Origin of the sequence: Oceanimonas doudoroffii, from assembly GCF_002242685.1 — a bacterium.
In the GTDB taxonomy this organism is placed as follows: domain Bacteria; phylum Pseudomonadota; class Gammaproteobacteria; order Enterobacterales; family Aeromonadaceae; genus Oceanimonas; species Oceanimonas doudoroffii.
In genome coordinates, this window is record NZ_NBIM01000008.1 from 18588 (window position 1) to 45052 (window position 26465).

Consider the following 26465-nt stretch of genomic DNA (forward strand, 5'->3'; position numbering starts at 1 on the left):
TGCTTGCCTTACAACACCAGCCCGCCATCAATTTTTAGTACCTGTCCGGTGATGTAACGGGCGCGCTGGCTGGCCAGAAACAGCACCCCTTGGGCAATGTCGGTGGGCTCACCCAGATGGCCGAGGGGAATGCGGGCGGTCATCTTGTCCAGCACCTTTTGCGGCACTGCCTGGGTCATCTCGGTATTGATAAAGCCGGGGGCGATGCAGTTGGCCCGAATCTGGGCGCCGCCTCGGGCCAGCTCTTTGGCCCAGCCCTTGGTCATGGTGATCAGCCCCCCCTTGCTGGCGCCGTAGTTGCTCTGGCCAATGTTGCCATCGGTGCCCACAATGGAAGAGATGCTGACGATGCTGCCGCTTTGGTGCAGTTTCATCAGCGGCAGCATCGCCTGGGTCATCAGGAAGACGCCCTTGAGATTTACATCCAGCACGCGATCCCAGTCGGTGTCGGTCATCTTTTCCAGCAGGGCATCGCGGGTGATGCCGGCGTTGTTCACCAGCACGTCAAGGCGGCCGTGCTCGGCCAGAATGCGGGCGCTAAGGTGGCTCAGGGCGTCGCCGTCACATACATCCAGGGTCACGGCGGTGACGTTGTCGTGCTCGCTCAGCCAGGCGTCGGCCGGGGTCATGTCAATGTCGCAGGCATAGACTCGGGCCGCTCCGGCAAGGGCCAGGGTTTCGCTGATGCAGCGGCCCAGCCCGCGGGCGGCGCCGGTAACCACACAGATGTTGTTTTGCATGTCATTGGCAGTGCCGTTCATGGTGCCTTCCTTTTTGAGAGTAGTGTCAGCCAGCTCCGATATTATGCTCCATAATAGCTTAAATTTTGCACTGCAATGTTAATTTTCATCAGCCAGTATCTTTATTTGGTTTTTTTATTTTGCGACGCATGATAGCGATGCGGTGAACCGTGAGCACAAAAAAGCCCGCACAAGGCGGGCTTTTGCATAGCGAAGCAGTATGACTTACTGACCGTTCCAGGCGGCCACCAGGGCGCGCTCCTCGTCGGTCATGCCGGTGATGTTGCCCAGCGGCATGTACTTGTTGGCAACAACCTGCTTGACGGTACCGACCTGCAGCAGCAGGTGCTCTTCGGTGTCCAGCACAACGCCGGCAGGCGCAGCGGCAAAACCGGGCTGAGTGGGCTGGGCGGCGTGACACTGCACACAGCGGGCTTCCATGACTTCCAGTACCTGAGCGGTGGTGACGACAGCGGCGGCAGGAGCGGCAGCGGCCTCTTCACCGGCGGCGGTTTCAGACTGGGTGGCAGCCGGAGCAACAGCAGTCGGGGCTGCTACCGGCTTGGGCGCACCTACCCAAATGGCCACCAGGATCAGCGCCACACCGGCGGCGGGATAACCCGGACGGATCTGGCCGGCGTGCATCAGTACGAAGTACTGACGAATCAGGGCACCTGCGAAGATGAACAGGGTCATGATCACCCAGGACAGTTCATGGCTGTAGGTGAAGGAGTAGTGGTTACTCAGCATCAGCAGCACTACCGGCAGGGTGAAGTAAGTGTTGTGCACGGAGCGTTGCTTACCGCGTTTGCCGTCGAGCGGGTTCGGGGTTTCACCGGCTTTCATGGCGGCAACCATGCGGCGCTGGCCGGGAATGATCCAGAAGAACACGTTGGCAGACATGGCGGTGGCCATCACGGCACCGGTCAGCAGGAAGGCAGCACGGCCGGAGAAGATGTGAGTGCTCAGGTAGGCAACCACCACCATCATCACGGCAACGGCAACGGACAGAATGCCATCGCGTTCCATGTTGGGGCTGATGCGCTTACACAGCTCGTTATACACGATCCAGCCCAGCAGCAAGAATGCCAGGGCGGCAATGTTGGCCTGCCAGCCGGTCATGTTGGCGGCCCACTCCCAGGGAGAGGCGGGGTTGACCAGATAGAAGCTGGGTTTGGTCAGATACAGCAGGGTAAACAGACCGAAACCGGACAGCCAGGTGGTGTAGGACTTCCAGAAAGACCAGTGCAGGTCTTCGGGCAGTTGCTCGGGGCTGGTTGCATATTTCTGGTTGTGGTAGAAACCACCGCCGTGCACGGCCCACATTTCACCGAACACGCCTTTTTTCTTGCACTCTTCAGACTTGGGCGGGCGCAGGCCGTTGTCGAGCATTACGAAGTAAATGGATTCCCCTACCCAGGCAATGGCGGCAATCACGTGCAGCCAGCGGAGCAGCAGGTTACCAAAATCCAGCAGATACGCTTCCATGATGGTCTTACCTTCTCTGTTTCATTTTGTATTGATTGAGACCCTAGCGCATCGAAACAGAGCCCTGCCAAGGGCGGGAGCTGAGACCACATGCGCTGTTGTGTGCTTCCAAACTGTATACAGTTCAAAATTTGAACTGTTGACAATTTGTGAGGTGATTTTTTTCAAAAACATGAAGTTTGTCAACATTCATTAACAGTTAATTTTCTTGCATTTGCAACCACTTCGATGTTTTGAATTCGGTTTTAATGCTAAAAATCAATGTTAATCAACGGCTTGCGCTTGTCTTGTGGCGGAGGGCGGCGAAGCCGGTGCCGGGGCAAGACGAAGCGGGCGTCATGATAGCGTATTTGACTACAGCTGCAACCGACTTCCCTGCTTGAAATGTAGAGCAAAGCGGGAGCCGGTTGTATACACCTGATCCGTCAACACCCGCTTTTACTCTAGTCGTCGGGATGAAACTGGGCCACTCGGCAGGCGAGCAGATGGTGCAGGGGAGCCGGGTCAAAAGCAGGGCTTATTCGGCCCAGCACATGGGTCAGGCTTTCCAGGGTGGACAGGGCATGGCCGCCCGGCCCCTTGCGAATGGCGTAGCGGCCGGCAGGTGCCTGGCTGAAACTGAGGGCGGGCAGGCTGTTGAGCCAGGGGTTGAGGTGACGCAGCCGCCGGGTCTTGCGCCAGGTGCCGTCGAGTACCACCAGGCCGCCGATGTCGAGGCGGCCGGGGGGACTGGTGTCGATATCCACCGCCTCGTCACCGGGGTAAAGCAGCCACCAGCGTCCTCGCGGTAGAGGCGCTGGTGGTGCCATGTGTTCGGCCACCACCCGTTGCAGTGTCGGCAGCGCCAGCTGCAGCAGCGGCACCGTGCTTTTGGCGTGTCTGGCTTCGAGCGGGTGCTGCAGCACGATCACCGGCAGCGGGCAGGGTTGCGGCCGCGTCTCGGCGCACAGGCAGGTGCGCTCGGGCAGCCGGCAACGGGAGCAGGTGGCGCGGGACATGAGTGGGTGAATTCCTGACTGAAAACGGCCAAGTTTAACGGCCTCGCCGGCAGGGGGAAAGTGCGGGGGAGCATGAGACGGATTGTTAAGCGCCGCCGAATAGGCGAAAATAGCCGCCAGCCAAGTTCACTCTAGCGGATTTTATTTTCAGGCATACCCGCCGGCAGCCCGAGTCCGTGTCAACCCAGAAGATAGCACCATGTCAAACAGCACCATAGCGCAGGAAATTGCCAAGCGCCGTACCTTTGCCATTATTTCTCACCCGGATGCCGGTAAGACCACCATCACCGAAAAGGTGTTGCTGCACGGCCAGGCCATTCAGAGCGCCGGTACCGTCAAGGGCCGCGGCTCGGGCCAGCACGCCAAGTCCGACTGGATGGAAATGGAAAAGGAGCGGGGCATCTCGGTCACCACCTCGGTGATGCAGTTTCCCTACAACGACCGTCTGGTGAACCTGCTCGACACCCCGGGCCACGAAGACTTCTCGGAAGACACCTACCGCACCCTGACTGCGGTGGACTCCTGCCTGATGGTGATCGACGCCGCCAAGGGCGTGGAAGACCGCACCCGCAAACTGATGGAAGTGACCCGGCTGCGCGACACCCCCATCGTTACCTTTATGAACAAGCTCGACCGGGACATTCGCGACCCCATGGAGCTGCTCGACGAGGTGGAAACCGAGCTCAACATCATGTGCGCCCCGGTGTCCTGGCCCATCGGCAGCGGCAAGCTGTTCAAGGGGGTGTATCACCTGCACCGGGACGAGACCATTCTGTATCAGTCCGGCAAGGGGCATACCATTCAGGAAGTGCGTATCATCAAGGGCCTGGACAACCCCGAGCTGGACGAGGCCGTGGGTGACGGCCTGGCCGAACAGCTGCGGGAAGAGCTGGAGCTGGTGATGGGCGCGTCTCACGAATTTGACCAGGAGCTGTTCCTGGCCGGTGAACTGACCCCGGTGTTTTTCGGTACCGCCCTGGGCAACTTTGGCGTGGATCACATGCTCGATGGCCTCACCGAATGGGCGCCGGCGCCCCAACCGCGTCAGACCCAGGAGCGGGAAGTGACCGCCGCCGATGACAAGTTTTCCGGCTTCGTATTCAAGATCCAGGCCAACATGGATCCTCGCCATCGGGACCGTATCGCCTTTATGCGCATCGTCTCCGGCCAGTACACCCAGGGCATGAAGATGAAGCACGTGCGCATCGGCAAGACGGTCAGCATTTCCGACGCCGTGACCTTTATGGCCGGTGATCGGGAGCGGGCGGAAGAAGCCTTTGCCGGCGACATTATCGGCCTGCACAACCACGGCACCATTCAGATTGGTGACACCTTTACTCAAGGGGAAGAGCTCAAGTTTACCGGCATTCCCAACTTCGCCCCCGAGCTGTTCCGTCGCATTCGCCTGCGGGACCCGCTGAAGCAGAAACAGCTGCTCAAGGGCCTGGTACAGCTGTCGGAAGAAGGCGCGGTGCAGGTGTTCCGCCCGCTCGACAACAACGACTTGATCGTGGGCGCCGTGGGTGTGCTGCAGTTCGATGTGGTGGTGGCACGGCTCAAGGCCGAATATAACGTGGACGCCCTCTATGAGTCGGTCAACGTCTCTACCGCCCGCTGGGTGTATGGCAAGGACGCCAAGAAGCTGGACGAGTTCCAGCGCAAGGTGTCCGCCAACCTGGCCCTGGATGGCGGCGACAACCTCACCTATATCGCCCCCACCATGGTCAACCTCAACCTGACCCAGGAGCGTTACCCGGACATTCAGTTCAGCAAGACCCGGGAGCACTAATCCACCGGGGTTGTGACGTCGCTCCATACACGATGCCGGGCTTGTCCCGGCATTTTCTTGCCCGGCTTTCTGATACTCTTGAAGTCAGTACGCCTTCACTTTCCGGGATTGTCCATGCTGCTCACCGACACCCACTGCCACCTCGACTTTGACGCCTTTGCCGACGATCCTCAGGAGCACTGGCGGCGGGCTCAGGCCGCCGGGGTCCACCGGCTGGTGATCCCGGGCGTGGAAGAGGCCCAGTGGCCCGGGCTGCGGGCGTTCTGCGACACCCTTGCCGGTACCCGCTACGCCCTGGGATTGCATCCCTGGTGGGTGGCGGGTGCTTCCGCGCAATGGCAAGCGAGACTGGTGGCGGCGCTGGACGCCGCCGATGCTCGTTGTGTGGCCATCGGTGAAACCGGGCTGGACATGGCCTGCCGGTTGCCCATGGCCGAGCAGGAAGCCGCGTTTTCGGTTCAGCTCAGGCTGGCTTGCGAGCGCGGCCTGCCGGTGATGATGCACAGCCACAAGGCTCACGATGTGCTGATGAAATGGCTGCGTCGCCTTACCCCGGTGGGCGGCGTGGTGCACGGCTTTGCCGGGTCCCTGCAACAGGCGCAGGCCTTCTGGCGGCTGGGTATTCATCTGGGGGTGGGCGGCACCATCACCTATGAACGGGCCAGCAAGACCCGCGGTGTCATCGCCGCCATGCCACTGGAGTCCCTGGTGCTGGAAACCGATGCGCCCGACATGCCCCTGTGCGGTTTTCAGGGCCAGCCCAACCATCCCGAGCGACTGCCGCGGGTGCTGAACGCCCTGGCGGAACTGCGCGACGAGCCCCTCGACGAGCTGGTCGCCGGGCTGGAAGCCAACGCCGATCGGCTGTTTGTCTGGTAGTACGATTTTGCGCATAAAATCAAAAATCTATCGCCGTTTCCCTCGTAAATTTCCGGTTTTTTTCTACCCTCAGAACACCCTGCCGTTAAATTAAAGAGACTTGCGGATGACCCTGATCATGAGCCTGGTGGGCATGGTGGTGCTGATCCTCATTGCCCTGCTGTGTTCCCGCAACCGCCGTGCCATTCGGCTGCGTACCGTGGGTGGTGCCTTTGCCATTCAGGCCGGATTGGGCGCCCTGGTGCTCTATGTGCCCGCCGGGCGCGAATTTCTCAAGGCCCTGTCCGATGGGGTCGCCCAGGTCATTGCCTATGCCAACGACGGCATGAGCTTTCTGTTTGGCGGCCTGGTGGGGAACGCCGCCTTTGAAAGCGGACTGGGGTTTATCTTTGCGGTGCGGGTGCTGCCGGTGATCATCTTTTTTTCGTCGCTTATCGCCGTGCTCTATTACCTCGGCATCATGCAGTGGGTGATTCGGTTGCTGGGCGGCGCCCTGCAAAAGGCACTGGGTACCTCACGCACCGAGTCGCTCTCGGCCACCGCCAATATCTTTGTGGGTCAGACCGAGGCGCCGCTGGTGGTGCGCCCCTATATTGCCCGCATGACCGAGTCGGAGCTGTTTGCGGTCATGTGCGGCGGCCTGGCCTCGGTGGCCGGCTCGGTGCTGGCGGGCTATGCCTCTCTGGGGGTGCCGCTGGAATACCTGATCGCCGCCTCCTTTATGGCCGCTCCCGGCGGCCTGCTGTTTGCCAAGCTGCTGCTGCCGGAAACCGCCACCCCGGAACCCCAGGATCAGACCGATGCCGCCGGTTTTGACGAGGACCGTCCGGCCAACGTCATCGACGCCGCCGCCTCGGGTGCGAGCGCTGGCATGAAACTGGCGATGAACGTGGGCGCCATGCTGCTGGCCTTTATCGGCCTGATTGCGCTGCTAAACGGCATGCTGGGCGGCATGGGCACCTGGTTTGGCATGGAGGGGCTCAGCCTGGAATGGCTGCTGGGCTGGCTGTTTTCACCGCTGGCGTTTTTATTGGGGGTACCCTGGGAGGAAGCCCGTTTGGCCGGCTCCTTTATTGGCCAGAAGCTGGTGCTGAACGAATTCGTGGCCTATGCGAATTTCGCCCCTTATCTGTCCGACCAACTGCTGCTGGACAGCACCGGCCGGGCCATGAGCGAGCACACTCGCGCCATTATCTCCTTTGCCCTGTGCGGCTTTGCCAACCTGGCCTCGGTGGCCATTCTGCTGGGCGGCCTGGGCGGCATGGCGCCCGGCCGGCGACACGACATTGCGCGGCTGGGGTTGAAGGCGGTGTTGGCCGGCACCCTGTCAAACCTGATGTCCGCCGCCCTGGCCGGTTTTTTTCTGGCGCTGGGGGCGGCCTGAACACTTTGGTGTCCCTTCATGGTCAAATATCGGTACACTGGGGCAATGGCAGGGGAGAAGTGAATGAGTGAATTGCAAACGCAGGCGCGGCAGGCGCTGGCACTGATGGATCTGACCAGCCTCAACGAGCATGACACCGAAGCCGACATTATCGCCTTGTGTCATCAGGCGCTGACGCCCGCCGGCATGCCAGCGGCACTGTGTGTGTCTGCGCGTTTTGTGCCGCTGGCCCGCGCCACCCTGGCTGCACTGGGAGTGGCCGGCAGGGTGAGGGTGGCCACCGTGGCCAACTTTCCCGACGGTGGCGGCGATATTGCAAAGGCCGAACGAGAGACCCGAGCCGCCATTGCCGCGGGCGCCGACGAGGTGGATGTGGTGTTTCCCTGGCGAGCACTGATGGCCGGTGATGAGCAAACCGGCCCCGCCCTGGTCAACGCCTGCAAGGCCGCCTGTGGTGAGCGAACCCTTAAGGTCATCATCGAAAGCGGTGAACTGGGCACGCCGGCGCTGGTAAGGCGCGCCAGCGAGCTGGCCATTGACGGCGGCGCCGACTTTATCAAGACCTCCACCGGCAAGATGGCGGTCAACGCCACCCTTGAGGCGGCAGGAGTGATGCTTGACGTCATCAAGCTCCGCGGTGGCCGGGTCGGCTTCAAGGCCGCCGGGGGCGTGCGCACCGCGGCCCAGGCCGCTGACTACCTGCGGTTGGCCGCCGAGCGGCTGGGGCCGGACTGGCTTACCCCGGCGCATTTTCGCTTTGGTGCCTCAGGGCTGCTCAACGACATACTGACCACGCTGCGGCTCGGTACGCGCGGGCCGAATACCGGCGGTTACTGAGATTGACCATTTTGGCCGTGCCGCCCGGCGGCACCAAGGAGACCCCATGAAACGTGCCATCGTCCTGGTTCTAGACTCGTTCGGCATTGGCGCCACTCCCGACGCCGACCGCTTTGGTGACGTCGGTGCCGATACCCTGGGGCATATCGCCGCCGCCTGCGCCCAGGGGCGGGCCGATGAGGGCCGCGAGGGACCGCTGCGGCTGCCCAACCTGGGCCGGCTGGGGTTGTTTCATGCTCATGCCGACAGCACCGGGGCCGTGGCGGAAGGCGTGACCCTGCCCGTCGAGGTCACCGGCAGCTACGGCTATGCGCGGGAGCTGTCGTCGGGCAAGGACACGCCCTCGGGCCACTGGGAGATTGCCGGGGTACCGGTGCTGTTTGACTGGGGCTACTTTCACGACACTCGCAACAGCTTTCCGCAAGGGTTGATTGACGCTCTGATCGAGCGGGGCGGACTGCCGGGGATCCTCGGTAACTGTCATGCCTCGGGCACCACCATACTGGAACAGCTGGGCGAGGAGCATGTGCGTACCGGCAAACCCATCTGCTATACCTCGGCGGACTCGGTGTTTCAGATTGCCTGCCACGAGCAGCATTTTGGCCTGGAGCGGCTGTACGCCCTGTGCGAGCTCACCCGGGAGCTGCTGATGCCTTACAACATCGGCCGGGTCATTGCCCGTCCCTTTGTGGGAGAGGGCGCCGCCGACTTCGTACGTACCAGCAACCGCCGGGACTACAGCATTGAACCGCCGGCCCCCACCGTGCTGCAAAAGCTGGTGGACGAGCAACATGGCGAGGTGGTGTCCATCGGCAAAATCGCCGACATCTACGCCCATTGCGGCATTACCCGCAAGGTCAAGGCCAGCGGTCACGACGCCCTGTTTGACGCGACCCTGAATGAGGTGGGAGCGGCCGGGGACAATACCCTGATCATGACCAATTTTGTCGACTTTGACTCAAGCTTTGGCCATCGCCGCAATGTGGCCGGCTACGCCGCCGCGCTGGAGTCCTTTGATCGGCGCCTGCCCGAGCTGCTGCGGCGGTTGAAACCGGAAGATCTGCTGATCCTCACCGCGGATCACGGCTGCGATCCTACCTGGATCGGCACCGAGCACACCCGTGAGCATATACCGGTGCTGGCCACCGGCGCCGGACTGAAGCCCGGGTCACTGGGCGGGCGTGACACCTTTGCCGATATCGGCCAGAGCCTGGCGACCTACTTTGGCACCAGCCCCATGGACTTTGGCCGCTCTTTTTTGTGATCTTTACTGACTAACGGGAACATCACCATGGCTACACCTCATATCAAGGCCGAGCGCGGCGACTTTGCCGAGACCATTCTGATGCCCGGCGATCCGCTGCGGGCCCAATACATTGCCGAGACCTTTCTCACCGATGTACGCCAGGTGAATGCGGTGCGCAACATGCTGGGCTTTACCGGCAGCTACCAGGGCAGGGCGGTATCGGTCATGGGCCACGGCATGGGCATACCGTCGGTGTCCATCTATGCCAAGGAGCTGATCACCGAGTTTGGGGTGAAAAACCTGATTCGCGTGGGCTCCTGTGGCGCGGTGCGCGACGACGTCAAGCTGATGGATCTGGTGATCGGTCTGGGCGCCAGCACCGAATCCAGAGTCAACCGTACCCGCTTTATGGGCCATGATCTGGCGGCGATCGCCGACTTTGAACTGACTCAGCATGCCGTGGCGGCGGCCAATCATCTCAAGGTGCCGGTGAAGGTGGGCAACCTGTTTTCGGCGGATCTGTTCTACACCCCGCAAAGCGAGCTGTTCGAGCTGTTGAAACGCTATGGCGTAGTGGGCGTGGAAATGGAAGCCGCGGGGCTTTATGGCGTCGCCGCCGAGTTCGGTGCCCGGGCCCTGACCATATGCACGGTCTCGGATCACATACTGCGCGGCGAGCGGCTCAGCGCCGACCAGCGCCAGACCGGCTTTGATCAAATGATGGAAGTGGCGCTGGAGTCGGTACTGCTGGCCGACTGAGCCTTATTCGGTCGGTGCACGTCGCCGGCGCCACCGCAGCAACGCCATGGTCAGCAGGGCGCCCATGGCGCCGGTCAGGGGCAGCAGCCAGCCCAGCTGCCGGTAAAGCCGCAGCCAGAGTTGGTGCTGCTCGGCGGTCAGCGCCGACTCCGACAGGCTCAGGTGCAAAAAGCCGGCGGTACGCTCCTCGTCGTACAGGGGCCTTACATAGGCCTGCCTGGGTACAACGTCGGGCGCGTCGGTGGCGGCCAGCAGGGTGCCGCCGCCGTCGTACAGGCGGGCCGACAGCACCAGCGGTGAGTGGCTGAGCTCGGTGACCAGCAGTTGCTGTGCCTCGCTGTCTTCGGTGCTCAGCGCCCGCAGTGCCTGAAACTCGGCGAAATCCGCCAGGGCGGAGGCCGAGGTGCGGTGCGGCAGCAGCTGCCAGCGCTGGCCCAGTTCGTTCAGCGCCAGCCATTGGCGACCGGCCAGCAGCAACAGCAGCAGTGCCAGCAGCCACAGCCAGGGCAACCGTTTAAAGAGTGATGGAGGGGTGCTCATGGCGGACAATATTGTCTCTTGCCTGCTTAAAAAGCAATACGCTACCCTGAGCGCCGGTTTGTCGTAGTAATAAAGGGAACAAAAGTGGCACTGTTGCTCAATGAGCTGCCCGAGCGGGTAGTGGAATGGAAAGACGCACTGGCGCAGCAATCATGCCTGTGGCGTGAGGGAGAATGGGAAGCCGGGCACCTGCCTGAAGTGAAGGGACGGCTGGTGTTGCTGGCGGAGCGCCTGAGCAAACAGGCCCTGGTGGCCAGCCTGCAGGTGCTGGATGAAGCCGGTATTCGTGTCGAGCTCAGCGCCGTGGCGGTCGTGGCCGGACGGGAGCTGGCCAGCCTGAGGCTGTCGGCCTGGTCGCCGGCGCTGAAGGCGGCACTACAGCAGGTGGCTACCGACTGGGATCTGGCCTGTGTGCCGTCACTACCCTCGGCCGACAAGCCCGGCCTGGTGTTGATGGACATGGACTCCACCGCCATTCAGATCGAATGCATCGATGAGATCGCCGCCTTGGCCGGAGTGGGGGAAGAAGTGGCCGCGGTCACGCGGGCCGCCATGGAAGGGGCGTTGCCGTTCTCCGAAAGCCTGCGGCGCCGAGTGGCCGCGCTGGCCGGGGCCGATGCCGGTATTATCGATGAGGTCATCGGCCGCATGCCACTGATGCCGGGTCTGACCGAGCTGGTGGCCGGGCTCAAGGCCATGGGCTGGAAGGTGGCCATTGCCTCCGGTGGCTTTGTGCCCTTTGCCCGTCATCTGCAGCAACAGCTTGGGTTGGATGCGGTGTTTGCCAACACCCTGGAAATTCGCGACGGCAAACTCACCGGTGAGGTGTTGGGCGCCATCGTCGATGCCGATGCCAAGGCCAATATTCTGGTGGAGCTGGCCCACGAGCACGGCATTCCCATTGCGCAGACCGTGGCCATCGGCGACGGCGCCAATGATCTGAAAATGCTGGCCCAGGCCTGCCTGGGGGTGGCACTGCACGCCAAACCCCTGGTGCAGCAGCAGGCACCGGTGTGCCTGAACCGGCTCAGCCTGGAAGGGGTGCTGGGCCTGCTGCAGGCGCGTTAAGGGATGAACGCGCCAGTCCGGTAATGTCGATGACCTGGCACAATAGCGACAGCTCCGCCAGGTTCTGCTCCAGTTGCTGGGTCTTGTAGAGCGAGGTTTCGGTCAGCCGTTGCCACTCCGGCATATAGAGATCGAGCTGGCGCAGTTGCAGGCGGTTGCTGATCAGCTGGCACACGGTCAGCTCCTTGTCGCTGGCAAGCAGACGCTCGCGGGTGGCCGCATCGGGATCAATCTGGCGCTGGCGAACACCGGCCGCATCCGAGCTCAGCCAGACTTCGGAGAGCAGGTGGCTTCTGCCACTGGGGCGTTGCAATATGGTGGCGACCGACTGCAACAGCGGCCGGGACAACAGCCGGCCCGGAGAGGCCTCGTCGTCGTCATTGCCGAGCCAGCCCATCAGCGCCGGCAGGTGGTCGGCGGCAAGGCTGCCCTGAACATAAAACCCGCCGTCATTGCGACCCAGAATAAAGGCCGGACCGGCCAGTTGCTGTACCGCCTGGCGGGTCAGCAGCCGTATCCAGGCGGGGTGTTGCATGGTCTCGGGGCGGGCGCGCAGCTTGTCCTGGTTCTGGGCCAGCAGGGCGGTGAAGAAGCGGCAGCCGGCGTGGTTTTTTCCCGCCGGCTCGGCCTGCAAATGCAGTACGTGGCCATCACCGCTCTGGTTGATCACCCGGTAGCGCAATCGTTTCAGTTTCCAGTCCCGGCCCAGTTTGCTGAGTTCGGGCAGGCTCAGTTGCACCTCTGTGAGCAACTCCAGCTCCAGTGCCTTTTCCAGCCTGACTTTCATGCCCTGCACCGAAATATCTTCGGTTCCCCCCCTGATCAGGGCGTCGCCCAAGGTCAGCTCTACCGGGGTGTTGAACCGAAAGCGGGTTTCCTTGCGCAGCGCCGCCTGGCGCAGTGGCACCAGGTTGAGTGGCGCTGGGGTAGCGGGCAGCAGGTAGGGCTGCAGCAGCCGGGGCCGGGCCGGCAAACGCTGTTCCGGCTCGGGTGCAGGCAGGGGAGTCAGCCACAGCTGCCATTTCAGCATCTTCAGCTTCGTCTGGCCCATGACGTCGAGATCATCCAGCAGGGCGTCGCTCAGGCGAACCGGTGACAGGCTGAGGTGATAGAGCTGCAGGGTGCCGGCGCGCTGTCCTTCACTGATAAATTGCGCCAGTTGCCCATCCTGCTCCAGCCGGTCATGCTCGGCGGCGAAACGGTAGCTGGCGGTCTTGCCCTGAACCCGGAATGCGTAAAGCAGCATGCTGGCCTGAGAGCGGCCGGCCATGGCGAGAATGCGCTCGGGCGCCAGCAGGCAGCCCAGCAGATCCCCTTGTTCCTTTTGTTGCCAGTATTCCAGCAGCGGTTTGCCGGCGCGGTTGCACAGGACCTGCTGCAGGCTACCCCGAGCGTCAAAAAACAGCACCTGGCCCTGCCCACTTTCCAGCAGTGCCCGGCCCCAGCACTGGGACAGGGCGGTTTCAAAAAGGTCTTCTGCATCCTGGCCATAGCGGCCCTGATTCTGGTCGATAAACTGCTCCAGGGCCTGGTCCCAGGCCTTGTCGGGCTCAATGCGCTGCAGCCGCACCCGGCCCTTTTCATTTTTGCCCTGGCATACTCGCCGATAGTGTCTGGGCTCGGCCAGACAGGCCAGGGCGGGCTGGCGGGCCAACCCGGGAAAGGAGACCTCCACCTCTTCGGGCAGTTTTGCCGCGGATGCCAGGGTGGCCATCAGGCCATGCACCGAAATGTCGAGGCTGTTGGTCTGCAGCTCGCCATCTGCGAGGTGAAAACGCACCGGCGTCACAAACTGCAGGCGAGGCTCCTGGCGTCGAATGCCAAAGCCCAACCGGTGCCAGGGCGTGCTGTTGAGCATGGCGGGCTGCTGGCGCAGGGTTTCGAGCTCGGTCAGCAGGGCCTCGTAAAGGCCACGGGTGTAATCGCCGTTGTACTGCTCAAGCAGCTGGCCAAAGCGTTGCTCCAGCCGGGGCGGCAGCATGTGATAGAGTCCCTGGTGCAACACCGGGCGGCATTGCTGGGGAAACAGCTGGCGCAAATCCAGCACCCGCAGGCAGGGGGCCTTGAGCCGGTTGATTTCGGCCAGCAGGCGGTAATGGGTGCGACTGTCGGTTTCCGGCAGCAGGCTGTTCAGCAGGGTTTCGGCGTCCTGCTGGTAACTGAGGGGAACGATGCGGTCAAGCAGGGCTTTATAGGGGCTGAAATCCATTTTCGTGTGCTTGAGTGAGCGAAAATCTTGAGCCAGTATAACAGCTTGTGAATTAATGAGTGAGACAGCATGGCCAAGTCCAAAACCGCCTTCGTCTGTGGCGAGTGCGGCGCCGAGTTTCCCCGCTGGCAGGGGCAATGTTCCGAGTGCAAGGAATGGAACACCATCAGTGAGATTCGCCTGGCGCCAGCTTCCTCGTCCAGTCGCAATGCCCGATTTTCCGGTTATGCCGGCGCCATCGATAACAAGGTGCAGACCCTGAACGAAATCGCCATGACCGAAATTCCGCGCATCGACAGCGGTTTTCGTGAACTCGATCGCGTGCTGGGCGGCGGCCTGGTACCGGGCTCTGCGATTCTGATCGGCGGTAATCCGGGCGCGGGTAAAAGTACCCTGTTGCTGCAGGTGATGTGTGGCCTGGCCGGGCGGATGAAAACCCTGTATGTGACCGGAGAGGAGTCGTTGCAGCAGGTGGCCATGCGCGCCCAGCGCCTGGGGTTGCCTCGGGATCAGCTGCGCATGCTGTCGGAAACCAATGTCGAGCAGATCTGCCACGTGGCCCGGGAAGAGCGGCCGGCGGTGATGGTGATCGATTCCATTCAGGTGATGCACGTGGCCGATGTGCAGTCGGCACCCGGCTCGGTGAGCCAGGTGCGGGAAGCTGCTGCCCAGCTGACTCGGTTTGCCAAGCAGCAGGGGGTGGTGATCCTGATGGTGGGCCATGTGACCAAGGACGGCACCCTGGCCGGCCCCAAGGTGCTGGAGCACTGCATCGACTGCTCGGTGCTGCTTGATGGCGCCGCCGACAGCCGTTTTCGTACCCTGCGCAGTCACAAGAACCGCTTTGGTGCGGTCAACGAGCTGGGGGTGTTCGCCATGACCGAAACCGGCATGAAGGAGGTGAGCAATCCGTCTGCCATCTTCCTCAGCCGGGGCGAGGAGCAGATCACCGGCTCCGTGGTCATGGTGATCTGGGAAGGCACCCGGCCGTTGCTGGTGGAGCTGCAGGCGCTGGTGGATTATTCCCAGCTGGCCAATCCGCGTCGGGTGACCGTGGGTCTGGAGCACAACAGGCTGGCGCTGTTGCTGGCGGTGCTGCATCGCCATGGCGGGATGCAGATGGCGGATCAGGATGTGTTCGTCAACGTGGTAGGCGGAGTGCGGGTCGAAGACACCAGTGCCGATCTGGCGCTGCTGCTGGCACTGGTGTCGAGCTTTCGCGATAAGCCCCTGCCCAAGGAGCTGGTGGTGTTTGGCGAGGTGGGCCTGTCGGGAGAAATCCGGCCGGTGCCCTCGGGTCAGGAACGGCTGACGGAAGCGGCCAAGCACGGCTTTACCCGGGCGATAGTACCCTGGGCCAACCGGCCCAAGCAGCCTCCGGAAGGCATGGAAGTGATCGCGGTGAAAAAGCTGGAAGAGGCGCTGGAAGCGCTCTAGTCACCGGCCAGGTGCACAAACTGGCGTTGCAGCAGGTGCTCGTCACCCAGGTTGAGTTCCACCAGGCGACGCAGGTGGGTGGCGCTGGCCATGTCGAGGAGTTCGCACTCCAGCCCCAGTCCGGCCCCCCGATGATGGCGTTGCCGGCCGCGCATCACGATGCGCTGACCGGCGTCATCCAGCTGCAACTGCAGCTCCAGCCGCTCGTCGTCACGGCCCCGCCAGCCAGCGGGGCGAGTGAGCAGGGCGCCATGCAGGGACAGATCGCACACTTCTACCGGCCATTCCTGCCCGCCGGCGTCAATCAGTCGGGCCTGAGCGTTAAAGCGGACTCGGCTGAGGGCTCTGCGTTCGGCCAAAATCGCCTCCTCAGGCAGGTTCGCCGGTGTCCAGGTGATCGGTGAGGCGAATGGCCGATACCAGCCGGTCTTCCAGCTCAAAGCGCTCTTCCAGCAACTCGCCCAGCCGGCTCAGATCCTGATCCAGTTCCAGCAGGGTATCGTCGTCGGCCTCGGTGTACTTGTCGTGAAAGTTGAGGGCGTCGTCGGTGTTGCGCTTGATACGCGGATAAATGCGTTCGGCCAGCACTCGGGCATTGCCCTTTGAAGCCTCATAGGCCGCCAGCACATGGTCATAGACCTCGAAGTGTCCGGCCGATACGTAATCGACCAGCTGGCCGCAGAATTCGTGCAGCTCTTCCTGAGCCGGCAGGGTTTTCTGATGGGTGGAAAGGCGAATGTATTCCACGAGTAAACTCTGGCGGGCGTTGAGAAAGGCGTCCAGTGCCTTGTGGATGCCGCCGAGTCTGGCCTTGGTCTGTTCCAGTTTCCCGAGCATGGTTCCCTCCGTGGGCTGCCTGATGGGCTCATTAACTATAACTAAAGAAAAGTCGCGTCCCGGTCAAGAGCCAGTGGCGATTAACTGACCATTCTGGCACCGTCCCCGGGTTTTTCGCGTTCCCGGGCTGTGGTGGTACAATGCGGCCAAATTTTGCCACCCGATGCGGAACGACGGAATGAAACCACTCAAAAACGATACCTATCTACGCGCCCTGTTACGTCAGCCTACCGACTATACGCCGGTGTGGATGATGCGTCAGGCTGGCCGTTATCTGCCGGAATACAAGGCCACCCGGGCCCAGGCCGGTGACTTTATGTCGTTGTGCCGCAATGCCGAGCTGGCCTGTGAAGTCACCCTGCAGCCGCTGCGTCGTTTTCCGCTGGACGCGGCCATTCTGTTTTCCGACATTCTGACCATTCCCGATGCCATGGGACTGGGTCTGTACTTCGAAACCGGCGAGGGCCCGCGCTTTGAGCGTCCGGTCACCTGTGCCGCCGATGTGGCGCGTATTGGCGTGCCCGATCCGGAAGGTGAGCTGGGCTATGTGATGAACGCGGTGCGCACCATTCGTCGCGAGCTGCAGGGGGAAGTGCCGCTTATCGGCTTTTCCGGCAGCCCCTGGACCCTGGCCACCTACATGGTGGAAGGCGGCAGCTCCAAGGCCTTTACCAAAATAAAGAAAATGATGTATGCCGAGCCGCAGACCCTGCACCTGCTGCTCGACAAGCTGGCCGACAGCGTGATCAGCTACCTCAACGCCCAGGTGGCGGCGGGCGCCCAGTCGCTGATGATCTTTGACACCTGGGGCGGCGTGCTGACCCCGCGGGATTACAACGACTTCTCGCTGCAGTATATGGCCAAGATTGTGGACGGCCTGACCCGAGCAAGCGACGGTCGCCGAGTACCGGTAACCCTGTTCACCAAGAACGGCGGCCAGTGGCTGGAAGCCATCGCCGCCACCGGCTGCGATGCCGTGGGACTGGACTGGACCATCAATATCGCCGACGCCAAACGCCGGGTGGGTGACAAGGTGGCGCTGCAGGGCAACATGGATCCGTCCATGCTCTATGCCTCGCCCGAGCGTATCGAGCAGGAAGTGGCCGGTATTCTGGAAGGCTTTGGCCATGGCCCCGGCCATGTGTTCAACCTGGGGCACGGTATTCATCTGGACGTGGAGCCTGAGCATGCCGGCGCCTTTATCGAATCGGTGCACCGGCTGTCGCGGCCCTATCACGCGGAGTAAGCATGCATGCCGGGTCAGCCCGGCATTCATGAACACTCGCAAACAAAAAAAGCGCCGAACGGCGCTTTTTTTTTGAGATGGCGTATGTCAGCCGCCGGCCAGCTGTTGCTTGTATTGTTTCACCTTCACCAGGAACTGCTGGCGGGCCGTGCCGGTCAGGCCCTCGGCCATGGGCAGCTTGACCTGCATGGGGTCGACGGCGCGGTTGTTGACCAGAAACTCGTAATGCAGGTGCGGACCGGTGGAGCGGCCGGTGTTGCCCGACAGGGCAATACGATCGCCCCGGCGCACCTTGTCACCCGGCTTCACCAGAAATTTGCTCAGGTGCAGGTAGCGGGTGGTGTACTTGCGGCCGTGGCGAATCACCAGATAGTTGCCGGCCAGGCGGTGGCGTACCGCCTTGACTACTACGCCGTCACTGGGTGCCACCACGGCGGTGCCGGTGGGCACGGCAAAGTCGGTGCCCTTGTGGGGGCGAATGCGGCCGGTAACCGGGTGTTTGCGGTGCAGGTTGAAGTTGGAGCTGATGCGCGAGTGATGCTGCAGGGGAATGCGCAGGAAACCCCGTTCCATGCTGTTGCCCTCTGCATCATAGAAGTTGCCGTTTTCGTGGCGAAAGGCCTGATAGCTGCGGCCGGCGTTGACGATCTCTACCGCCTGCAGTTCGGCCTTGCCGGTGCTCTGGCCTTCCACGAATTCGCGTTTGACTACCACCTTGAAGGTATCGCCCTGGCGCAGGTCTCGGGCGAAGTTGAGCTGCCACTGAAACAGGTTGGCTACCTTCTGGATCTGGCCGGCGGACAGGCCGGCACTGCGGGCGCTGAGATAGAAGCTGCCGTTGATGGTGCCGTTGAGGCTGCGGCTTTCCCAGTGGCTTTCCTCGGTTTTCAGCCGGCTTTTATAACCGTCGCCGCTGCGACTGAAAATGCGGGTGTGCATGATGTCGCGCTGAATCTTGAACTCCTGCAGCAGGTTGTTCTCGTCGATCAGCAGATACAGGGTCTGGCCGGGCTTGAGGCCGTCGAGCACCCGGTTGTCATCGGCATCCAGCAGCTTGTACATGGTGGCCAGGGGCAGGCCCAGGCCGTTGAAAATGGTGCTCAGGGTGTCGCCGTTCTGGACCACGTATTCCTGCCATTCCGGCTCACTGGCGGCGATCTCGTCCAGGGCGTCGACGGGTTCGGCGGCGCCGATATCGTCGTTGGGCAGGGAATAAAATTCGGTGCTGTCGACCTGCTCCTGCTGGTGCTGGGGCACATGCAGACTGGCCGGAATGCTGATGCGTACGGGGCCGTCGATCAGTTCGCCCGGCGTGGGCATCAGGGTGGCGGTGGCAAGGGTCAGGCCGCTGAGCAGAACGATGCCATACAGGTGACGTCTGGGCAGGGGGACTGGCATCTCTTGCAGTCTGCTTTGTATCGGGCGGAGAAACTTCATCCGGGTTACCTGTGCCTGTGGATTACTACTCGATGCATGCGAATGCCGTTTTATGGCTTGCTTTAATAACTATAAAAGATAAAACAGCTTTTTTTATTACAAAATGGCCCGAAAATTTCGGGCCACCAAGGTTAGTGCATCAATCAACACGAAAGTTCGGCATTATACAAAAATTTCTGGCTGTGTGTTTACCTTTCATTCAGCAAACAGACGGCCATGTTTTCACTTAGCTTGAGCATAAAGTCAAAGTAGCCGTCAGGACCGGCCTCAATGTCACTGGCCAGAGGATCCAACACCGCCACGCGGGCCTGGGTGCCGCGTACCACGGCATTTACGACCGCCGGACGAAACTGGGGTTCGGCAAACACGCATTCGGCGCTGGCATCCAGCAGTGCCTGGTGAATTCGGGTCACGGTCTGGGCCCCGGGGGCGCGCTCCGGGTTAATGGTGAAATGGCCGAGGGACGGAATGTCGTAGTGATCTTCCCAGTAGCCATAGGCATCATGAAACACGAAATAGCCCTTGTCTTGAGCAGGTGCCAGGCGTTCGGCCACCCGCTTGTCGGTGTCGGCCAGTGTTGACTCAAACCGGACCAAGTTAGCCTGATATCGATCAAGGTTGGCGGGATCCAATTCGCCCAGGCGTTCGGCGATCAGCCGGGCGATGTGCAGGGCATGGTGTGGATCCAGCCAGATGTGCGGATCCCGGCCGCCGTGATCGTGATCATGCTCGTCTTCGGCACTGTCGTCGGCGATCTCGACCTTGTCATGATGATCTTCGTGCGCTTCATGGCCGTCATGATCCCGGTGTTCATGTGCGTCGTGACTGTCATGATCATGGTGTTCGTGCGCTGCGTGGCCATCATGATGATCGTGCTCTTGATGGTCGTCGTGATCATGCCCTTCATGATGATCGTGCGCGCTGGCCGGCATCTGGGCCATCAGCGCCAGGCCGTTGTCGCTGTTGCCCAGCAACGGGGTCAGAAAGCCTTCTAGCTCGGGGCCGACCCAGATCACCAGATCCGCGTTCTTGATTCGACGCAGATCCGAGGGCTTGAGGGAATAGTCATGGGGCGAGGTACCCGGCTTGAGCAGCAGCCCGGCCGGCTTGCCACCCTCGGTAATGGCGTTGGCAATCAGCTGCAGTGGTTTGACGGTGGTGAGGATCTCGACGGCACCGACCTGGCTGCTAAGCAGCAGGGCCAGAAAAAACAGGGGTCTCATGAGCGGATATCTCTGCAGTTGTGAATGGAATTGAATCGAGCATGAATGTTATATTATTACAAATATTGAAGTAAAGGCGCGCAGTGCATGAGCAAACTGGTGGAACTGACAGACGTCGGCCTTGAGGCCGACGGCAATGTCATCCTGGATCATATCTCCCTTAGCCTTCACGGCGGTGAGATCCTGACGGTGGTGGGGCCCAACGGCGCCGGTAAAAGTTCGTTGATCAAGCTGGTACTCGAGCTGCGTCAGGCCACCAGTGGCATCCTGTGGCGCAAACCGGGCCTGCGGGTGGGATATGTGCCCCAGAAGTTGCACCTGGATCCGGTGCTGCCGCTGACGGTGGCGCGCTTTCTCAGCCTGTCCCGCGGACGGCGGCTGACCGTGGCCCAGGCCCTGGCCCGGGTTGGAGGCGAGCGCCTGGCCGACAGGGCCATGCAGGCGTTGTCTGGCGGCGAAATGCAGCGCATCCTGCTGGCCCGAGCCCTGATGATGGCGCCCGAGCTGCTGATCCTCGACGAACCGGCCCAAGGGGTCGACGTGCACGGTCAGACCGAGCTTTATGCCCTGATCCAGCAACTGGCCGGCGAGCTGCAGTGCGGTGTGCTCATGGTCTCCCACGACCTGCACCTGGTAATGGCCAGCACCCACAGGGTGATCTGTCTTAACCGTCATGTATGCTGCCACGGTGAACCCGAGCAGGTGGCGCGCCATCCGGAATTCGCCCGCCTGTTTGGCCGCCCCGAGCTGGCCCAGCTGGCGGTGTATACCCACCATCATCATTGTGACGACGAACACCACGGAGACGTACGCCATGTGGGATAGCTTTCTGCTTTACGCCCTGCTGGCGGGGCTGGGCATCGCCCTGCTGGCCGGTCCCCTGGGCAGCTTCGTGGTATGGCGGCGCATGGCCTATTTCGGTGACACCATGGCCCACTCTTCCCTGCTGGGAGTGGCCATGGGGCTGCTGCTGCAGATCAATCTGACCCTGGCGGTGTTGGTGTGCTGCCTGCTGCTGGGTGTGATTCTGGCGGCACTGCAGCGGGGCAGCCGGCTGGGCACCGACACCCTGCTGGGCATTCTGGCCCACACCTCGCTGTCGCTGGGTCTGGTGGCGCTGGCCTTTATGGACAATGTGCGGGTGGATCTGATGGCCTACCTGTTCGGGGATCTGCTGGCGATCCAGCTTGCGGACCTGGCCTGGATCTACGGTGGCGGCGCCGTGCTGCTGCTGGTGCTGCGCAAATTCTGGAGCCCGTTGCTGTCACTGACCGTGAGCGAGGAGCTGGCCCGGGTGGAAGGCGTGCCGGTGGAGCGCCTGCGGCTGCTGCTGTTGCTGATGATTAGTGTGCTGATTGCGGTGGCGATGAAGTTTGTGGGGGCATTGATCATCACCTCGCTGCTGATCATTCCCGCCGCCACCGCCCGGCGTTTCAGCCGTACCCCTGAGCAGATGGCCGCCCTGGCCTCGGGCATCGGTGTGCTGGCCGTGCTCGGTGGCCTGCAGCTGTCGGTGAGTTATGACACTCCCACCGGTCCGTCCGTGGTCGCCGCCGCCGCTACCCTGTTTCTGCTGTCTCAGGTCGTGCCCAGGCGCGGCTGAACCGCCTGTTCTGGCCGCATATCGTCTGTTTGCTGGGCACCTCGGTCGGACAAAGGGCACTGCTTTTCCGGCTCGCCGTAAATACTTCCACCTAGGCCCCGTCGCGCCATCCCAGGCGCGACGGGCACGGCACCCTTTGCCGGGCGTTTATGGGGCGGGCCTGCTCGCCGTGGCGAAGTAACAATGCCTGACCGAACATTGAGTATGTGCCCAGCAGGCATTTTTAGTGAGTGGCCTTTAACGAAGCGTGTCGTGAACTGCAACCGCGCCGTTGCTGAGGCTTACGGCGTCTAGCTTCCCGCTTGCGGCTTGGTGCTCAGCACTTCATGCACCCGTGCCTGCAGGGCGGGCACGGTGTCCTGCTCGAACCAGGGGTTCTGCATCAGCCAGCGGCGGTTGCGCGGTGAAGGGTGGGGCAGGGGCAAACGGTCCGGGGCAAATTCCCGCCAGTGGCGTACCGTGTCGGTCAGGGTGCGAAAACGCTTGTCCAGGTAATAGCGCTGGGCATAAAGACCGATCAGCAGGGTCAGCCGAATATTGGGCAATGCCGCCAGAATGCGGGCATGCCAGGTGGGGGCGCATTCCGGCCGGGGCGGCAGATCGCCGCTTTTGCCCCGGCCCGGATAACAAAACCCCATGGGCATGATGGCGACTTGATCAGCGTCGTAAAACGTTTCGCGGTCGAGATCCAGCCAGCGGCGCAGGGTATTGCCACTGGGATCGTTCCAGGGAATGCCGGTTGCATGCACACGCGTGCCCGGGGCCTGGCCGATGATCAGAATGCGCGCACCTGCTCCCAGCTGCACCACGGGGCGTGGCCCCAGGGGCAGTTCGGCCTCGCACAACCGGCAGGCGCGCACTGCGGCGAGCAGGCTGTCCATCAGTACCCCAGATCGAAGTTCACCACGCCTTCCATTACCTTGTCTTCCCTGAACTTCAGATAGTTGCGGCTGAAACGGGTCACGATCTGATCCGGAAAGCTGTAGCCCGAATTGTGGGGGGTGATCACCACATTGGGCATGTCCCACAGCGGGCTGGTTTCGGGCAGTGGCTCGGTGGCGAACACATCGAGCACGGCGGCGCCGATGCGGCCGGTACGCAGGGTGTGCAGCAGGGCGGTCTCATCCACCGCATCGCCCCGGCCCACGTTAAAGAAGATCACGCCGGGCTTGATGTGGTTGAGGCGGTCGGCGTCAAACAACTGCCGGGTTTCGGGAGTGGAGGGCAGCACGCTCACCACCACATCGGCCCGGGGCAGCACCTTGTTCAGGGCCGGCGGCTGGTAGATGCGGTCAAAGTTGGGGGCTTCACGGCCGGTTCGGCTGATGCCGAGCACTTCCATGCCAAAGTGACGGGCGGTGCCGGCCACGTGCTGGCCGATGCTGCCGGTGCCGAGGATCAGCATGGTCTTGCCCGCCAGGCTCTGGTAGGCAATGGGTTGCCAGTTATGATGGCGTTGCTGTTCTCGGTAATGGCGCAGGTGGCGGTTGAGCGACAGCAGATGGGCAAAGACGTACTCGCTCACCAGGGGGCCAAAGATGCCGCGCACATTGGTGAGCAGGTAATCTTGGCGAATGCCCGGGTTCAGCAGCACGTCCACGCCGGCATAGGTGGACTGTACCCACTTGAGCGCTCGGGCTTCCTTTAGCCAGGGGCGAATACGGGCGGGCTCGCCCAGCAGAATGTCGGCCCGCTCCAGGCCGGCGCGAATCTCGTTGTCGCTGCCGGGCATCAGCACGGTCAGGCCCGGCAGGTAGGCCTTGCTCAGCAGATCCCGGTAGTGATGATTGTCCTGACTGAGCAGCAGCAGGGTATGATTGGCCATACCTGTTCTCCTTGAAATGGGGTGTTCGCCGGTTTTGTGAGACAATGACACAGACAAAATCTTATACTAGTGTTTCCCCCGCAAACTGTGAGCCTGAAGGGCAAACGCCCACAAGGCCGGCGGGGCAAGCCTAACCACAAGGAATTTCGCGTGTTCGGCGATAAATTTTACAAAAAACTCAACAAGCTCTCGCCCTGGCAGCAAACCGTGTTTGCCCTGGCGCTGGCGGAGCGCATGTATCCCAACTACCGGCTGTTTGCCGATACCGCCGGCTTTGGTGACGGCGAGCGTTTTCGTCATTGCCTGGACGTACTCTGGACCTACCTGACGGTCAAGGGATCCCGGGTGGATCTGACCGCAGAGTTGGAGTCGTTCGAGAATTTTATTCCGGATCCGAACAAATTTGAATCCTATGGTGCCTACCCGGCCCTGGATGCCTGTGTGTGTCTGGGGGCGGCCTACAACTCGGTGATCTGCCGCATCGGCGAGGAAGCGAGCGAAGCCAGCAATGCCTCACTGGGCACGGTGGCGGGCTTTGCCGAGCTGATGGCGGAGCGGGAGCTGGAAAATGAAGAGCTCTACGAGCATGAGCTGATGGAAGCGGAAATGGAGTTTCAGGTGGAGCTTCTGGAGCGGGTGGCCCAGCCCCGTGAGGCCGAGCTCATCATGGCGGTGCGTGATTTTGCCGCCCAGGGAGGTGTGTCCAATATCGGCATCAGTCTGGACGCCTGAGCCTCAGCGGGAAAGCAGTCGGGCGATGGAGTGTCCCATTGCTTTCCCCCTTATTCTTCGCGCCTCGCCTGAAATTACTCGTGCAGCAGGCTGCCCACCTGCAGCAGGGGCGCCACATCCAGATCATGGGCGTTCATCATCGAGGAAATGCGCTGTACCGAGGACAACAGCAGATTCTGCTCCCATTCTTCCAGAGACTGAAAACGCTGAATAAAGCTTTCCTGCAGCGGCCGCGGCGCAGTTTTCAGTTTGTCCACGCCGGCTTCGGTCAGCACCGCATGCACCTTGCGTTTGTCGGTCTGGCTGCGCTCGCGGCGCACCAGCTGTTTTTGTTCCAGCCGGTCGATAATGGTGGTGGCGGTGGCCTGGCTCATGTTGGTGGCCTGGGCCAGCTTGCGCATGGTGATGTCGCCGTGCTCGCGAATGGCCTGCATCAGCAGCAGCTGCGGCCCGGTGAGGCCCGACGCCTTGCTGAGCTGGCGGGAATGGAGATCGATGGCGCGGATGATCTGGCGCAGGGCTACCAGTACCTCTTCATGTTTTTCCACTATCTACCTGTCTGTGTTCTTTGATGATGGGCATGCTTAAATCGCGCGCACCATAGCGCAAAACCGTTCGGGTTGAAAGTCCCGTCGGGATCCGCGTCATGGTTTGAACACCCGTGGCCGTGACTCAGGGGTAATTGTATGTACAATTGAAGATCACAGCAGGAGGCCCAGTGACCCAGTCGATTCCCCTTTATCAGCAGATCAAGCAGCATATTCTGGCCCGCATCGAATCGGGGGAATACCCGCTGCACCAGCAAATTCCGCCCGAGCAGGAGCTGGCCGGCCAGTTCGGCGTCAGCCGCATGACCGCGCACAAGGCCATTCGTGATCTGGTGCAGGAAGGCTACCTGATGCGCCGGGCCGGGCTGGGCACCTTTGTGACCGAGCCCAAGGCGGAATCGCCCCTGGCCGACATCAATAACATCGCCGACGAGGTACGCAGCCGGGGCCATGACTACACCAATCGGGTGCTGGTGCTGGACAGCCGCCGCGCCGACGAGGAAGTGGCCCTGAACATGGGCATGCGGCTTAACTCAAAGGTGTTTCACTCGGTGCTGGTGCACCTGGAGAACGGCGTGCCCATTCAGGTGGAAGAGCGCTTCGTCAACCCGCAGCTGGCGCCGGGCTACCTGCAGTGCGACTTCGGCCGCCAGACCCCCAATGCCTACCTGGTACAGCAGTGCCCGCTGTCGGATCTGGAGCACATTGTCGAGGCCCGGCTGGCGCCGGCCAACATCGGTGACTGGCTGCAGGTGGCTCACGATCAACCCTGCCTGCTGGTGACCCGGCGCACCTGGTCGCTGCACCAACTGGTGAGCTTTGCCCGCCTCTGGCACCCCGGCAACCGCTACAAGCTGAGATCAACGCTGAAGCTGTAAGTGCCGTGCAATTCAGCAGCAGTGAGGTTGCGCTACGCCGACACGCTGCAAATACATCCATGTAGCGCTCGCCAAATGTCGTCCCTGACATTTGACGGTCAGCTCCGGCAATCCCCACTGCTGCTTTATGAAGCAGCTGACTGGACTTCCAGCTTCCTGCTCTCCGAAGAAGTCACCGCCATCGGGTCAGCTGCAAATCTAGGCTGTGGCTGCCGTCGGTGAGCTGAATTTCCTCGTCCTGCAGGGTGGCGAACAGGTCCATGCTGCGCTGGCACAATTCACTCAGCTGCGCCGGTTGCGGATCGGTCAGGTGAAAAATCTCCAGCCTGGGCAGCTGGCCCAGCTCTATCTGGTGCTTGCTCCACCATTCCTCGGCGCTGCGCCCGCCATAGCTGTAAACCACCACGTGTTCGGCCCGGGACAGGGCCTGCTTGATACGCTTGACGCTGGGCTCGCCCAGTTCCACCCACAGCACAATGCGGCCATCGGGTGCCTTTTGCCACAGCTCCGGCTCGTCGTCGGTGCTGAGCCCCTTGGTAAAGCCGAGTTCCTCGTCGGCGTGGCGCATAAAGGCCAGCAGCCGCACCATCAGGCGGGTGTCGGTTTCGGAAGGATGCTGGGCCACGGTCAGGCTGTGGGCCTGGTAATAGTGGCGGGTCATATCGCTGATATTGATGCGCACCTTGCGCAGGGTGGCGGAAAGGGCCATGGCTGGGGTTCCGTGCAAAAGCGCCTATAGTAACGGCAAGTGGCGCACCCGGC

The 26465-nt window shown here is 61.9% G+C and carries 26 protein-coding genes; 13 read left to right on the forward strand and 13 right to left on the reverse strand.

Going from position 1 to position 26465, the window contains the following annotated elements; translation table 11 throughout:
• Positions 1-8 precede the first annotated feature (8 nt).
• The 3 genes from fabG to B6S08_RS15950 form a co-directional block, all read right to left on the reverse strand.
• Positions 9-761, reverse strand: a complete 753-nt coding sequence (fabG, locus tag B6S08_RS15940; protein WP_094201799.1) for a 3-oxoacyl-ACP reductase FabG — start codon at positions 759-761, stop codon at positions 9-11.
• Positions 762-965: 204 nt separating this feature from the next.
• A complete protein-coding gene (locus B6S08_RS15945) occupies positions 966-2228 on the reverse strand; it encodes a urate hydroxylase PuuD (RefSeq protein ID WP_094201800.1) in 1263 nt (420 codons plus the stop codon).
• 443 nt (positions 2229-2671) lie between these two features.
• The gene (locus B6S08_RS15950; protein WP_094201801.1) at positions 2672-3226 is read right to left on the reverse strand and encodes a tRNA-uridine aminocarboxypropyltransferase; all 555 of its coding nucleotides are present in this window, start codon (positions 3224-3226) and stop codon (positions 2672-2674) included.
• 199 nt (positions 3227-3425) lie between these two features.
• On the opposite strand from B6S08_RS15950, the gene prfC reads away from it, so the two are divergent.
• The 6 genes from prfC (at position 3426) to deoD (ending at position 10120) form a co-directional block, all read left to right on the forward strand.
• Positions 3426-5015, forward strand: a complete 1590-nt coding sequence (gene prfC / locus B6S08_RS15955) for a peptide chain release factor 3 (RefSeq protein WP_094201802.1) — start codon at positions 3426-3428, stop codon at positions 5013-5015.
• Positions 5016-5129: 114 nt separating this feature from the next.
• Complete coding sequence (locus B6S08_RS15960; protein ID WP_094201803.1) at positions 5130-5894, forward strand: TatD family hydrolase; 765 nt, start codon at positions 5130-5132, stop codon at positions 5892-5894.
• A 106-nt stretch (positions 5895-6000) separates the two neighbouring features.
• Positions 6001-7278: a NupC/NupG family nucleoside CNT transporter gene (locus B6S08_RS15965; RefSeq protein ID WP_094201804.1), complete on the forward strand. Its 1278-nt coding sequence runs from the start codon at positions 6001-6003 to the stop codon at positions 7276-7278.
• 63 nt (positions 7279-7341) lie between these two features.
• A complete protein-coding gene (deoC, locus tag B6S08_RS15970) occupies positions 7342-8115 on the forward strand; it encodes a deoxyribose-phosphate aldolase (RefSeq protein WP_094201805.1) in 774 nt (257 codons plus the stop codon).
• Between the two features lie 46 nt (positions 8116-8161).
• Positions 8162-9379, forward strand: a complete 1218-nt coding sequence (locus tag B6S08_RS15975) for a phosphopentomutase (RefSeq protein WP_094201806.1) — start codon at positions 8162-8164, stop codon at positions 9377-9379.
• Between the two features lie 27 nt (positions 9380-9406).
• Entirely contained in the window at positions 9407-10120 is a 714-nt protein-coding gene (deoD, locus tag B6S08_RS15980) for a purine-nucleoside phosphorylase (protein WP_094201807.1), read from the forward strand.
• A 3-nt stretch (positions 10121-10123) separates the two neighbouring features.
• Here deoD and B6S08_RS15985 read toward each other — a convergent pair whose 3' ends face one another.
• Positions 10124-10660 carry a hypothetical protein gene (locus B6S08_RS15985; RefSeq protein WP_094201909.1) on the reverse strand — a complete coding sequence of 179 codons (537 nt, stop codon included), beginning with the start codon at positions 10658-10660 and terminating at the stop codon, positions 10124-10126.
• A gap of 90 nt (positions 10661-10750) precedes the next feature.
• On the opposite strand from B6S08_RS15985, the gene serB reads away from it, so the two are divergent.
• Positions 10751-11728 carry a phosphoserine phosphatase SerB gene (gene serB / locus B6S08_RS15990; RefSeq protein ID WP_169716425.1) on the forward strand — a complete coding sequence of 326 codons (978 nt, stop codon included), beginning with the start codon at positions 10751-10753 and terminating at the stop codon, positions 11726-11728.
• On the opposite strand, the gene B6S08_RS15995 is transcribed toward serB, so the two are convergent.
• Entirely contained in the window at positions 11688-13937 is a 2250-nt protein-coding gene (locus B6S08_RS15995; RefSeq protein ID WP_094201809.1) for a PilZ domain-containing protein, read from the reverse strand. The two genes, serB and B6S08_RS15995, sit on opposite strands and share 41 nt — an antisense overlap.
• Before the next feature lie 69 nt (positions 13938-14006).
• Between B6S08_RS15995 and radA the strand changes: the two genes are divergently transcribed.
• Positions 14007-15374 carry a DNA repair protein RadA gene (radA, locus tag B6S08_RS16000; protein ID WP_094201810.1) on the forward strand — a complete coding sequence of 456 codons (1368 nt, stop codon included), beginning with the start codon at positions 14007-14009 and terminating at the stop codon, positions 15372-15374.
• Here radA and B6S08_RS16005 read toward each other — a convergent pair.
• A complete protein-coding gene (locus B6S08_RS16005) occupies positions 15371-15733 on the reverse strand; it encodes a PilZ domain-containing protein (protein ID WP_094201811.1) in 363 nt (120 codons plus the stop codon). The genes radA and B6S08_RS16005 overlap by 4 nt on opposite strands.
• A gap of 10 nt (positions 15734-15743) precedes the next feature.
• Entirely contained in the window at positions 15744-16211 is a 468-nt protein-coding gene (gene rsd, locus B6S08_RS16010; RefSeq protein ID WP_094201812.1) for a sigma D regulator, read from the reverse strand.
• 178 nt (positions 16212-16389) lie between these two features.
• Between rsd and hemE the strand changes: the two genes are divergently transcribed.
• Positions 16390-17457 carry a uroporphyrinogen decarboxylase gene (gene hemE / locus B6S08_RS16015; RefSeq protein ID WP_094201813.1) on the forward strand — a complete coding sequence of 356 codons (1068 nt, stop codon included), beginning with the start codon at positions 16390-16392 and terminating at the stop codon, positions 17455-17457.
• 87 nt (positions 17458-17544) lie between these two features.
• Here hemE and mepM read toward each other — a convergent pair whose 3' ends face one another.
• Together mepM and B6S08_RS16025 are read right to left on the reverse strand one after the other, a co-directional pair.
• The gene (gene mepM, locus B6S08_RS16020) at positions 17545-18894 is read right to left on the reverse strand and encodes a murein DD-endopeptidase MepM (RefSeq protein ID WP_094201814.1); all 1350 of its coding nucleotides are present in this window, start codon (positions 18892-18894) and stop codon (positions 17545-17547) included.
• Positions 18895-19082: 188 nt separating this feature from the next.
• A complete protein-coding gene (locus B6S08_RS16025; RefSeq protein ID WP_094201815.1) occupies positions 19083-20117 on the reverse strand; it encodes a zinc ABC transporter substrate-binding protein in 1035 nt (344 codons plus the stop codon).
• Between the two features lie 87 nt (positions 20118-20204).
• On the opposite strand from B6S08_RS16025, the gene znuC reads away from it, so the two are divergent.
• Together znuC and znuB are read left to right on the forward strand one after the other, a co-directional pair.
• Positions 20205-20942: a zinc ABC transporter ATP-binding protein ZnuC gene (znuC, locus tag B6S08_RS16030; protein ID WP_094201816.1), complete on the forward strand. Its 738-nt coding sequence runs from the start codon at positions 20205-20207 to the stop codon at positions 20940-20942.
• Entirely contained in the window at positions 20932-21720 is a 789-nt protein-coding gene (gene znuB / locus B6S08_RS16035; RefSeq protein ID WP_094201817.1) for a zinc ABC transporter permease subunit ZnuB, read from the forward strand. Before znuC ends, znuB begins: the two co-directional genes overlap by 11 nt.
• Before the next feature lie 290 nt (positions 21721-22010).
• Here znuB and B6S08_RS16040 read toward each other — a convergent pair whose 3' ends face one another.
• Together B6S08_RS16040 and B6S08_RS16045 are read right to left on the reverse strand one after the other, a co-directional pair.
• The gene (locus B6S08_RS16040) at positions 22011-22601 is read right to left on the reverse strand and encodes a uracil-DNA glycosylase family protein (RefSeq protein ID WP_094201818.1); all 591 of its coding nucleotides are present in this window, start codon (positions 22599-22601) and stop codon (positions 22011-22013) included.
• On the reverse strand, positions 22601-23545 hold the full coding sequence (locus tag B6S08_RS16045) for a D-2-hydroxyacid dehydrogenase (protein ID WP_094201819.1): 945 nt from the start codon (positions 23543-23545) through the stop codon (positions 22601-22603). The genes B6S08_RS16040 and B6S08_RS16045 overlap by 1 nt, the downstream gene beginning before the upstream one ends.
• 150 nt (positions 23546-23695) lie before the next feature.
• Here B6S08_RS16045 and B6S08_RS16050 point away from each other — a divergent pair, with 150 nt between their 5' ends.
• Positions 23696-24277 (forward strand): YjaG family protein, encoded by a 582-nt coding sequence (locus B6S08_RS16050; RefSeq protein ID WP_094201820.1) that lies wholly within the window; start codon positions 23696-23698, stop codon positions 24275-24277.
• A 74-nt stretch (positions 24278-24351) separates the two neighbouring features.
• On the opposite strand, the gene B6S08_RS16055 is transcribed toward B6S08_RS16050, so the two are convergent.
• Positions 24352-24825: a MarR family winged helix-turn-helix transcriptional regulator gene (locus B6S08_RS16055; protein WP_094201821.1), complete on the reverse strand. Its 474-nt coding sequence runs from the start codon at positions 24823-24825 to the stop codon at positions 24352-24354.
• 170 nt (positions 24826-24995) lie between these two features.
• Between B6S08_RS16055 and hutC the strand changes: the two genes are divergently transcribed.
• Positions 24996-25703 carry a histidine utilization transcriptional repressor HutC gene (gene hutC / locus B6S08_RS16060; RefSeq protein ID WP_094201822.1) on the forward strand — a complete coding sequence of 236 codons (708 nt, stop codon included), beginning with the start codon at positions 24996-24998 and terminating at the stop codon, positions 25701-25703.
• Between the two features lie 172 nt (positions 25704-25875).
• Here hutC and B6S08_RS16065 read toward each other — a convergent pair whose 3' ends face one another.
• Positions 25876-26412 (reverse strand): YaeQ family protein, encoded by a 537-nt coding sequence (locus B6S08_RS16065; RefSeq protein ID WP_094201823.1) that lies wholly within the window; start codon positions 26410-26412, stop codon positions 25876-25878.
• Between the last annotated feature and the right edge of the window lie 53 nt (positions 26413-26465).